This is a genomic window from Microvirga arabica (assembly GCF_016811235.1).
GTDB classification, from domain to species: Bacteria; Pseudomonadota; Alphaproteobacteria; order Rhizobiales; family Beijerinckiaceae; genus Microvirga; species Microvirga arabica.
The window spans coordinates 82,986-93,700 of sequence record NZ_JAFBID010000019.1 but is presented as its reverse complement, the minus strand read 5'-3'; the positions used below and the strand labels follow the sequence as shown (position 1 = coordinate 93,700).

The window sequence follows — 10,715 nt, the reverse complement described above, 5'->3', positions numbered from 1 at the left end:
CCGTCCTTCGCCTCGTCGACGTCGTTGAAGCCGATCTGCTTCAGCAGGTTGCGGATGATGCGCAGCATCGTCTGGTAGTCGTCAACGATCAGAACGGGGGTCGATAGATCAAGACTCACGGCAAACTTCCTGTATTCTGATTTTCATGAACTGAAACACATGCACTGGGCGAAAGTGACTTATGCAGCCTCCCGCTCCGTCTCGAAGGCAAGAACAGCGTCAACGTCGAGCACGATCAGCAGCTGGTCCCGCAACTGGTGAACACCTTGCGACAGTCCCACCCACCCCCGATCCATGTGAACCGGGTTCGGCTGCATCTCGTCCGGATCCAGCTTGAGTACCTCGCCGACTTCATCCACCAGCAAGCCATAGGCTTCGCCTTGGTTCTCAAGGCCAACGGCCATCCGTCGCCCTGCTTCTGCGGTGTCGCCCAATCCAAGGCGACGGCGCAGCGACACCGCTGTGACGACCCGCCCGCGGAGGTTCAGAAGGCCTGCAATTTCTCCTGGAGCGAGTGGAACGGTCGTCATCTCGCTCACCACGAAGACGTCATGCACACGGCTGATCGGCAGCCCCAGCAATTGTCCAGCCACCGTGACCGTCACGAACTCCATCTGCTTGGAGGCTGTTTTCACGTTCCCCGAAGGGTTTGAATCAATGAGCTTCATGATTATGCAGCCTCTTCAAGCGTTCCATTGAGTTCCGCGAGAGCAGAGAGCAGGCCTCTGCGGTCAATTTTCGAGACGATCTCGGAAATCTGCAGCTTCCTTGCCAAGGCAATTTGCTGCGGGTCGGGTTTGACGGTCAGTCCGATCACGGGGGTCGTGCTGTGATGCGGGTCAGCCCGGAGAGACGCGACGAGAGCAAAGCCCGAATGCCCCGAAAGCTCGAGGTCGGTGACGACCACGTCAACATGCAATCCGTTGGATAGCAAACGAACCGCTTCCTGGGCCGTCGAAGCCGTCTGAACGCGGTATCCGGATGCCTTCAACACCGGCACAAGCATGTCCCGGAAGAAGGTCGAGCTATCGACGAGAAGCAGCGACCGCTCGGGTCCGCCCTTTCGCTCCTTGCGCGACCATGTCTCGAGAACCATTGGCAGATAGTGCGCGACATTGACAATCTCGGTCGTGCGCCCCCTGACAACAGCAGAACCGACCAGATCTGACCGTTCGGCGAGAAGTTCAATATCGAGTTTGTCCTCGACGATATCGACAATCTCGGCAACGGCCAGGCCCATCGACACGTCACCGTCCGAGAACACCAGCAGCGACTGCATGCCTTCACGCTTGATTGCGAGCTCTTCGTCACAAGAGACCAGCGGCATCAGGCGCCCGCGGTACTGAACCACTGGGCGGCCGCTCGACCATTCGATTGTCGATGCTTCGATCTCCTCAAGGCGCGTGACCAGGGAAAGCGGAACGGCCTTCAGGCTCTCGCTTCCGCCACGGAAGACCAGGAGACTCGTCATCTCGTCTGCTGCAACGGCAGCTTGCTCAAGATTCGCATCGCTCTGGAACTCGTTGCGATCCGATTCCGACCCCACCATACGGGCAAGCCCGTTGGGATCGATGATGAGCACGACGGCGCCGTCGCCCAGGATGGTGTTCCCTGAGAAGAGCTGGATATGCCTCAATTTCGAGGACATCGGCTTCACCACGATCTCCTCGGTGTGGAAAACGCCGTCAACGAGAATGCCGAACCGCTGATGTGCGACCTGCGTCACCACCACGAAGCCATGATTGGCATCCTCATTCCCCGACAGACCCATGACCTTTGACAGCGGCACGATCGGCAGCAGGCGGTCGCGCAGGCGCAGGATCGGTGTTCCGTTGATTCGCTCAATGGAATGCTCGGACGTGGGAGACACCCGGACGAGTTCCGATACCGCGACTTGTGGAATGGCGAAGCGCTGATCCTTGGACGATACGATGAGCGCTGCAACGATCGCAAGCGTCAGGGGAATCTTGATCGTGAACGTCGTTCCGCGTCCCTGCTCGGAGCGGATGTCGACTGTTCCACCGATCAGCTCAATGTTGGTCTTCACCACGTCCATGCCGACGCCGCGGCCCGAGACGGACGTAACCTTTGCGGCAGTCGAGAAGCCAGGATGGAAGATGAACTTCGCCACCTGGGCGTCGCTCATCCGCTCCAGCTCGGCATCGCTCGAAATTCCTCGCTCCGCTGCCTTCTTTCTGATGGCCGCGAAATTCAAGCCCTTTCCGTCATCGGCGATCTCAATCGTGATCGATCCGCCCTCGTGATAGGCATTGAGGCGGATCGTACCTTTCTCCGGCTTGCCGGCTGCCTTACGATCGGCCGGGCTCTCGATGCCATGATCCGCCGAGTTGCGGACCATATGGGTGAGCGGATCCTTGATGACCTCCAGAACCTGCCTGTCGAGCTCCGTGTCCGCGCCTTGCATCACGAGTTCGATCTTCTTCGAGAGCTCGTTCGAGAGGTCGCGTACGACGCGTGGCAGCTTCTGCCAGGCATTGCCGATCGGCTGCATGCGGGTTTTCATCACCCCGTCCTGCAACTCGGCCGTAACCTGGGACAGACGCTGCAACGGCACCTTATAGCCGTGATCCTCCGAGCTGCGGCGGGCGATCTCGAGAAGCTGATTCCGGGTGAGAACGAGCTCGGATACCATCGTCATGAGATGTTCGAGGGTATCCACGTTGACGCGAATCGTCTGAACCTTTCCGGCGATACCTTCGCCACCCTCGCCAGCCTCCGGCGATTCACCGTTCTTCTTGGACACACCAGGTGTTGCAGCGGGGGCCACTTGCTTCTCGCCGGATACCTTCTCGGCAGTTTTCTCAATGACGAGTGGAGCGGGTCCCGGCGCTTCGCGGAATGCGCGCTCTAACTCATCGAGCGAAACCTCACCCGGCTTCAGAGGTCGCTCAAGAACTTGGTATGTTAGGGTGCCAGCGGTCACGGCTTTGTCTGGGCCCGGAGCCTCTTGGAAGGCACGCTCCAACTCGTCGAGTGAAACCTCTCCCGGCTTCAGCTCTCTCTCAAGCACCTGGTAGACCGTCGTGCCTGAGGCTGGCGCAGGGGTCGCAGCCGGAGCTGCCTCCGGAGCAGGCGGCTCCTGCGAGGCCATCTGGTCCAGCATCTTGATGAGATCGCCGTCGGAGCCCTCGGGTTCGGCACCCTGACGCTCAAGTTCCCCTAGGATTTCCTTGATGCGGTCGAGAGTGCTGAGGATCAAGGAAACGGCCGGGGTCGTGACCGGCATTCCATCGCGGAACTTGCCCATAAGAGTTTCGGCCGCATGGGCCAGTGCCTCAAGCCGGGGCAAACCGAGAAATCCGCAGGTTCCCTTGATCGTGTGAACCAGGCGAAAGATGTTGCTGAGGATAGCCTCGTTGTTCGGATCCTGCTCGAAACGGACCATCTCCACGTCGACCGTTTCGAGGTGCTCGTTGGTCTCCGTAAGAAACTCAAGAAGAAGGTCGTCCATTGCCGTGTCTCAACTCTTACTATGTGAACTGAACGGCGCCGGTGGTCTGGCGCTTCAGATTGGGAGAATCGTTCGGCCTTCACGCCGGCAATAAAGCGCTGAACCTCATGTTCAGGCGTGGGAACTGAAGGGCAGTGTCAAATCAGGATTGAAGATCGGTGAAGCGCCTGTTGCGCATCAATCGCGTGCAGACGGTCGTCCGCGAAGTTCCGATCTTCATGACAGTGCCCCAGTACACCTCTTCACTACATCACTTCGTCAGCCATCAAAACTGAGCGGCTGGACCTGATCGTTTCTTCGCCTCTAATCAAACGAAGAGTTGATCCTTTGAGCTTTGCGCCTTTCAGATCGCAGCCATGACGTTGAGGAAGAATAAGTCGGCGTTTCCTGCAATAGAGTTAACGCACAAAGGGGTTGAATGCTGAATCGACCTGATTCCGCATAAAAACCGCACGTGAATATAGCTTCATTGTTGCATTCGGCGTGCGTTTACGGCTGCTGCCGATGACAATGTATCTGTCACCACAACCGGAACCGTCATCAGGGTCGGCTCAAAGGATACAATTCTGCACGTTCGCAGATCGCCCGCGCCTTAAGCATAGGCATTTCAAGCATGTGGCGGCCGCAGCTTGCTGCGGCGGCCACACTTTGCAGTGATGAAATTAGGAGGCGATGCCTACGTAGGAATAACCGATATACCGCTTAGCATCGATGGGATCGTAGCCGAGGCGTTGCCGCAGCTTCTTGCGCAGCTTGCTGATGTGCCCCTCGACCACGCTGTCTTCGACATCATCGCTATAGATGCCATAGACTGCATCGAAGATCTGCTTTTTGGTCAGCCGGTGGCCCTTTTTGCGAACCAGATACTCGAGAATGTGCCTCTCCCGGCGTGGGAGAGAGAGGGGAAGGCCGTCGATCTCCGGATCGCGACCGTCAAAGAACACCTTGAGCCTGTCGCTGTCGTCCTGAACCTTCTTTCCCGAGCTTGCATTCACACGCCGCCAGACGGCTTCGGCGCGTGCGAGAATTTCCCGGACATGGACAGGCTTACGGACAACATCATCAAATTTCGCAGTGAAGAGTTCCAGCGTTTCTTCAAGAGAGCGAACATCGCTCAAGGCGATGATCGGTGCCTTCGAGTAGCGCCGGATGCTTTCGGCTGAGTGAACCCGCTCTTCGAAGGTGCCCAGCACGAAACCCTGCACGGCTTCCAGATCGGCATCAGAGGCCGTCTCAAGCCAATCGCTGAACTCATCTGCGTATAAGCCAAGGGAGGATATGCCTTCACGCTTGAAGCTTGCAACATATCCGGACGTAACCATCTGCCGGTCATCGACGACGATATACATTTTTTCTGCCCCGCCTTAGTAATTAAGTGCGTTCTTTATATCTATGCTTACCGCCCGCTCTTATTTACTTTGTTCAACATCGGTGAGCGGCTGAGACAGAAACTATATTTTGGCATCCCACCGGACAATACGTAAAGAATGGGAGCTGTTACTCGCTTATGGTTAATGCTTCTTAACTAACGTTAATCAATGGTTTCCGAGGTGGAGCGGCCCATCTGATCGCGGCAGAACGGCCGAGCCGACCAGCGCAAGGGTTTGTCAAAACTGATGTTTTCCAAATGATTGAGGCTCGCCTCACGGGGATTATTCTGCAACAACAGCGTTATGATTTCCTATTACTACGTAGTTTCCGAAATGAGGGACTAAGTAGAACTGCTTACGCGACCTGCGAAGGCAGCAGCTTTCGAGGTTCGGATTGCATAGCTTGAGCCTCGGACTGCTGGCCGAAACACGGCTCTTTCGGACACGAGCGAATGGCTCGCCTCACTGGAGACCGGACCTTGCAGCTTCCGCCGCCAACAACCGGCCATGGGGCCTCTGTTAACCCTAAGATGTGGTGTCGCATTTCGGCTTCTTGACCGCATGGATGGCGGCAAGTACCTCATGTGATTGGCGATCGTTCAACTATTGCGAACAAGAACCTATCAGCACTATGGTAGGTCCTCTCATAAGGACCGGCATGACGCACTGCCATTTTACCGGGTGGCCCGGATCATAGGTTGCAACGGATCGAGCGACCGCTCGAGGCATGATGCCACTCCGTTGGGTCGGTTGCAGTCCGACATACTTGAAACCTCCTATGCTTCCCAACGGGCATTTTTTGGCATGTTAGAGCATTCTGGTCCCGGCGATCTGCATCAATGGAAGGAAGTCGAACGTCTCGCTGCGCTCCGGAACTTCGACATTCTGGATACGGCACCGGATATTCAGTTCGACAACATCGCGAAGCTGGCAGCTCAGATCTGCAATACGCCAATCGCCTGTATCTCCTTCCTCGACGAGCATCGGCAGTGGTTCAAAGCCAGGACTGGCGTGGAGCTCACGCAGACACCCCGGGAAAACTCGGTCTGCAATCACGCCATCATGCAACCGGGACTCTTCGTCGTCTCTGATCTGAGCCTCGACCCACGTTTCAAGGATAGAGTGCAGGTTGAAGGTGCGCCCAGCCTATCCTTCTACGCGGGAGTTCCGCTCAGAACGAAGGAAGGCCTGCCCCTCGGGATGCTCTGCGTTCTCGATTATGTCGCGCGCCCTGAGGGTCTCACCGAACAGCAGGGAGAAGCGCTTGCGACGCTTGCCGAGGCTGTCATGTGTCAGCTTGAGCTGAAGCTGGCCAGCAAGGCCGCAGCGGAAAGCGAGGAGTTCACGCGCCGCCTTCTGGCAAGCTCGGACGATTGCATTAAAGTTTTCGACCTGAAGGGACGCCTCCGCTTCATGAGTGAAGGTGGCATGCGTGCCATGGAAGTTGAGGATTTCCATACGATCGAGGGCCGCCACTGGACCACTCTTTGGAGCAGCATCGCAAGCGAGGAATCCACCGCAGCTGTTGAAGCTGTCAAAGCAGGTGGGATCGGGCGCTTTCAGGGATCATGCGCAACCATGACAGGGGTCCAGAAATGGTGGGATGTGGTCGTTACTCCCATCATGGGACACGACCGTACTCCACAAGGCTTTCTTTGCATCTCACGGGACATCACGGAGTTTCGAGCAACCGAAGAGCGCCTTCGAAGCAGTGAGAAGCGCCTTCGCACCCTCGTGGATGCCATGCCGGCGTCCATGAACTCTCCTCAGGTCGTCTGGTTCAGCGACCCGCAGGGAGATTTCACCTATTGTAACGATGTTTGGTACGAGTACACCGGCCTCAGCGCCGGGGACGGACCTAACGGAAATTGGAGCACGGTCGTCGATCCGATCCATCGGGAGCGGATGCTCGACAGCTGGAGTGATGCCCTCCGCAAAGGGACGTCCTTCGAGATCGAGATGCCCTTGCGTCGCGCTCCGGATGGCATGTACCGCTGGTTCATCGTGCGTGGCCAGCCCTTGAGGAACGAGCAGGGCAAAACCGAGCAATGGTTCGGGATAGCCATGGACATTCACGAACGCAAGCAGTCGGAGCAGGCCCTGAAGAATAGCGAGGAGCGCCTGCAACTCGCCCTGAAGGCCGCCCACATGATCGCGTGGGAGTTCAATCCGCAATCCGGAACGACCACCCGCTCCGATAACTCCCTCGCGCTGCTTGGAATTACACCGGGCGTCGACCGGACCTTCATGACGGGCATTCACCCCGATGATCATGAGAGGGTCGATGGTTTCTTGCAGGAGATCCGTTCAAACGGCGCCAGCTCCATCGAGTGCCGCTATGTGTTGCCGAGCGGAGAGACACGATGGCTGCGTGTGCGTGGCGAGCAGGCCGGCCCGGATCGCATTGTGGGTGTCACTTTCGACATCAGCGAGCAGAAGGAAGCGGAAGCGGAGATCTGGCATTCGGCCAACCACGATGCACTAACCGGCCTTCCTAACCGCACCCTGTTCCAGCATCGCCTTGATGCTGCCCTTGATCATGCACGGCAGAACGGCACAAGTGTCAGCCTCCTCCTAATTGACTTGGACGATTTCAAGGACATCAACGATACCCTTGGTCATGATGCCGGGGATGCTCTGCTGCAGGAGACAGCTCGCCGCCTGTCAACGATGGTCCGTGGCTGCGATACCGTGGCGCGGATCGGCGGCGACGAATTTGCCGTCCTCGTTGTTGATCCTCTGAAACTGGAGAACGCGACAAGGCTCGGGGCACTGATCGCCGAGGCACTCCGGCAACCCTTCATCTATCAGAAGCGGACTTTGATCAGCCGCGTGAGTATCGGCATTGCCGCCTATCCTGATCATGACGGGAATCCGGCGGAGCTCATCAAGGATGCCGACATTGCGATGTACCAGGCCAAGTCCCAGGGACGGAACCGGGTCATCACGTACTCGCCCGAGATGCGAAACGTCATCGAGCAGCGCGTCTCCCTCGGACGGGGCATGCGCGAAGCCATCTCCAACGATGAGATCGTTCCCTTCTATCAGCCGAAGATCTGTCTCACGACAGGAGAGATCGTCGGTCTTGAGGCGCTGGCACGGTGGCAGCATCCGAAGGATGGCATCCTGACGCCGGGATATTTCGGCGCGGTCTTCGAAGATCATGACATCGCGGCATCCATCGGCAAGAAGCTGATCACAAAGGTGGCGGCGGATGTCCGCGGCTGGCTCGACCAGGATCTCCTGGTTGGCCGTGTCGCTCTGAACCTATCGCCGGCCGAGTTCAGCCAGACGGGGATCGTCGACAACCTGCTGCGCTCACTCGACCGGCTGAGGGTGCCAGCCTCCTTCTTTGAGGTAGAGGTTACCGAAACCGTTCTTCTCGGCAGAAATTCAGACAACGTTTCCTCGGCACTCGCTCAGTTCCGGCAACATGGAATTCAGATCGCATTAGACGATTTCGGTACCGGATATGCCTCACTGACTCACCTGAAGCAGTTTCCGGTGGATCATATCAAAATCGACAGGAGCTTCGTGCGGGATCTCGAACAGGACTCCGATGATGAAGCAATCATCGCGGCGGTTATCAGCCTCGGTAAGAGCCTGCAGCTTCAGGTCACGGCCGAGGGGGTCGAGACTCACGGGCAGGCTCGGCGATTGCGCGAGCTGGGCTGCGATCATGCTCAGGGATTCCTGTATGCGAAGCCGATGGCTGCCTCGCAGATCCCGGAACTCGTGCGCCGGTGGAATTCCATGTTGGTAAGGCCCCGCTCAGACAAGACGGCAAAACCGCTCGGCAAATAGGAATGGTACACAGACCGTGGCGCGACAGAGGAGTGATTACGACCTTTTCAAATCGCTCTGCGTGCCTTGTCCATCCTGCTGCCGGCCCCATCTGCCTATCGGCGCCTTCATGCCAAGATCGGCAGCGCGGGAAAGGGAGCCAGAAGAATGAGCGTCGTCATCTCCAGTTCACAGCTGCGAGCGCAGGTATCTGCCGAAGGCGCTGAACTCATTCGGCTTCAGGATGAGCAGGGACGTGACTGGTTGTGGGACGGAGATCCTGCCTTCTGGACCGGGCGCTCTCCCCTGCTCTTTCCGATTGTTGGGCGCGTGAGGGATGATCGCATTCGTGTCAATGGCTCGGAATATGAACTGCCGAGGCATGGCTTTGCCCGGACATCCCGCTTTGAGATAAAGGAAATCAATCCATCCCAATGCCGCTTCCAGCTCCGTTCCAATGAAGCCACGCTTTCGCGCTATCCCTTTCCTTTCCAGCTCGATGTGATCTATGCGGTTGAGAACGCCACTTTGAGCGTCGCCGCGGGCGTGACAAACACCGGCCCCTCCGGCATGCCTGTTTCGTTCGGCTTCCACCCGGCTTTTAGGTGGCCGCTGCCTTATGGTGCCCCGCGCGATGCTCATGAGATCTGGTTCGAGCAGGAGGAGGCGGCACCGATCCGTCGACCTCTCGAAGGCCTGATCAAGCGAGAGCCTGAACCGTCCCCCGTGCAGGGCCGCACTCTTGCATTGCGTGACGATCTCTTCGGGGCGGATGCTCTGGTGTTCGATCAGCTCAAGAGCCGCTCCGTCGAGTACGGCGCACGTGGTGGCGCTTCGCTTCGCGTCGACTTTCCTGACATGCCGCACTTAGGAATCTGGACTAAGCCGGGAGCAGGTTTCATCTGCCTCGAGCCCTGGCAGGGTCACGCAGATCCGCAGGATTTCGCGGGCGACTTCTCAGACAAGCCAGGAACTGTTTCTCTCCAGCCTGGAGAAACCCGCCACTTTGCAATCACCGTGACCGTCAAGCCTCCGGTGCTGCAATCCGTATGATGGCAGTTCAGGATCAATGGCTCGTCACGAGGTCGCGGATCTGCTGGACGACATCGTCGCTGCAATAAGGCTTCGGTACGAACCGTCCATCATCGGGCAGTGTCTCGGGGCTCGGGCGATGATAAGCCGATGAAATCAGGAGCGAAATGTGCGGCCAACGCTGCTGGACGTTCTCGGCTAGGTCCAGCCCGTTCATGGAACCCGGCATGTCGATGTCCGTGAAGAGAACCTGCACGTCGTCGGAGCACGATTCAAGAACCGCCAGCGCCACATCGGCATTGGCAGCCTCAAGAACGTGAAAGCCGGCATCCTGCAGATCGTCGGCCGCTGCCATGCGGACAAGCGGTTCATCCTCGACCAGCAGAACGACAGGAGAGCTGTGTGAATAGCTGTTCATCATGATGCGTGGAACGAAACTAACCTATGTTAGTTCCTACTGCTCAGGTGGTTATCGAGCGGGGGATCGCGCCATGACGTCGCACAAGTTCAAGGTCGGGGACCGGGTGCATTTGGTCAAGCTGGCAAGTACCAATACGGTCGAGGCTTTTCTGAACATGGTGACAACCACCGAAGTGACGCGCCCTGACGACGTATGGGAGGTCACCCGCGTCCTTCCAGCGGATCAGGCAGGCTTTCAATACCACGTGCGAGGAACCCATGATGGCCCCGCGCGTCTCGTCCGTGAAGAGCAGTTACGGCCTGTCTGATCGAGACGTCCACAGAGGGTCACCGCAGGCAATCTTGACGAAGCGCCATGCAGGATGACTTAGCCGGCTTTGCGGAGGAGAACTTCCGTCTCATGCTCGACCTGTCCGGTGGCTGAATGCCGGCGGCGGAAATCGTGAAGCTCCTGCCTCACCGTCTCCAGAACCGGGTCGAAGGCTGGCCCATGCTCTTTGGCAATGTCGACGAGGACGTCGATTGCCCGGAGCAGCCGCTCCTCGGTAACAGGCTCCCACTTACGTCCTGACCACTCGTCCATCTCAAATCCTCCTCGTGGATTGAGACAAACACTGGCCCAACATCCTTGCGGCCTA

Annotated in this window: 8 protein-coding genes and 1 pseudogene; 3 read left to right on the top strand and 6 right to left on the bottom strand. The window is 57.9% G+C overall.

Translation table 11 applies throughout. The annotated features are described in order from the left end of the window. The 4 genes and pseudogenes from JQC81_RS33100 to JQC81_RS12375 all read right to left on the bottom strand — a co-directional run. Positions 1–119: pseudogene (locus JQC81_RS33100) on the bottom strand (two-component system response regulator); the annotation flags it as partial. 60 nt (positions 120–179) lie between these two features. Continuing rightward, positions 180–668: a chemotaxis protein CheW gene (locus tag JQC81_RS12385; protein WP_203272117.1), complete on the bottom strand. Its 489-nt coding sequence runs from the start codon at positions 666–668 to the stop codon at positions 180–182. 2 nt (positions 669–670) lie between these two features. Further along, a complete protein-coding gene (locus tag JQC81_RS12380) occupies positions 671–3,472 on the bottom strand; it encodes a hybrid sensor histidine kinase/response regulator (RefSeq protein WP_203272116.1) in 2,802 nt (933 codons plus the stop codon). A 662-nt stretch (positions 3,473–4,134) separates the two neighbouring features. Continuing rightward, a complete protein-coding gene (locus JQC81_RS12375; protein WP_203272115.1) occupies positions 4,135–4,821 on the bottom strand; it encodes a response regulator transcription factor in 687 nt (228 codons plus the stop codon). Between the two features lie 825 nt (positions 4,822–5,646). Here JQC81_RS12375 and JQC81_RS12370 point away from each other — a divergent pair. Both JQC81_RS12370 and JQC81_RS12365 read left to right on the top strand, forming a co-directional pair. Beyond that, complete coding sequence (locus JQC81_RS12370; RefSeq protein ID WP_203272114.1) at positions 5,647–8,646, top strand: bifunctional diguanylate cyclase/phosphodiesterase; 3,000 nt, start codon at positions 5,647–5,649, stop codon at positions 8,644–8,646. 147 nt (positions 8,647–8,793) lie between these two features. Further along, complete coding sequence (locus JQC81_RS12365) at positions 8,794–9,678, top strand: aldose 1-epimerase family protein (protein WP_203272113.1); 885 nt, start codon at positions 8,794–8,796, stop codon at positions 9,676–9,678. A 13-nt stretch (positions 9,679–9,691) separates the two neighbouring features. Here JQC81_RS12365 and JQC81_RS12360 read toward each other — a convergent pair whose 3' ends face one another. Beyond that, positions 9,692–10,075: a response regulator gene (locus JQC81_RS12360; RefSeq protein WP_376772398.1), complete on the bottom strand. Its 384-nt coding sequence runs from the start codon at positions 10,073–10,075 to the stop codon at positions 9,692–9,694. Positions 10,076–10,148: 73 nt separating this feature from the next. Here JQC81_RS12360 and JQC81_RS12355 point away from each other — a divergent pair, with 73 nt between their 5' ends. Next, complete coding sequence (locus tag JQC81_RS12355; RefSeq protein ID WP_203272111.1) at positions 10,149–10,385, top strand: hypothetical protein; 237 nt, start codon at positions 10,149–10,151, stop codon at positions 10,383–10,385. A gap of 59 nt (positions 10,386–10,444) precedes the next feature. Here the strand turns inward: JQC81_RS12355 and JQC81_RS12350 are convergent, their stop codons facing one another. Further along, positions 10,445–10,660 (bottom strand): hypothetical protein, encoded by a 216-nt coding sequence (locus JQC81_RS12350; RefSeq protein WP_203272110.1) that lies wholly within the window; start codon positions 10,658–10,660, stop codon positions 10,445–10,447. Positions 10,661–10,715: the final 55 nt, after the last annotated feature.

Coding starts and splice junctions, on each gene's coding strand:
- JQC81_RS12385 (WP_203272117.1), bottom strand. CDS start 668: ATGAAGCTCATTGATTCAAACCCTTCGGGGAACGTGAAAACAGCCTCC.
- JQC81_RS12380 (WP_203272116.1), bottom strand. CDS start 3,472: ATGGACGACCTTCTTCTTGAGTTTCTTACGGAGACCAACGAGCACCTC.
- JQC81_RS12375 (WP_203272115.1), bottom strand. CDS start 4,821: ATGTATATCGTCGTCGATGACCGGCAGATGGTTACGTCCGGATATGTT.
- JQC81_RS12370 (WP_203272114.1), top strand. CDS start 5,647: ATGTTAGAGCATTCTGGTCCCGGCGATCTGCATCAATGGAAGGAAGTC.
- JQC81_RS12365 (WP_203272113.1), top strand. CDS start 8,794: ATGAGCGTCGTCATCTCCAGTTCACAGCTGCGAGCGCAGGTATCTGCC.
- JQC81_RS12360 (WP_376772398.1), bottom strand. CDS start 10,075: ATGAACAGCTATTCACACAGCTCTCCTGTCGTTCTGCTGGTCGAGGAT.
- JQC81_RS12355 (WP_203272111.1), top strand. CDS start 10,149: ATGACGTCGCACAAGTTCAAGGTCGGGGACCGGGTGCATTTGGTCAAG.
- JQC81_RS12350 (WP_203272110.1), bottom strand. CDS start 10,660: ATGGACGAGTGGTCAGGACGTAAGTGGGAGCCTGTTACCGAGGAGCGG.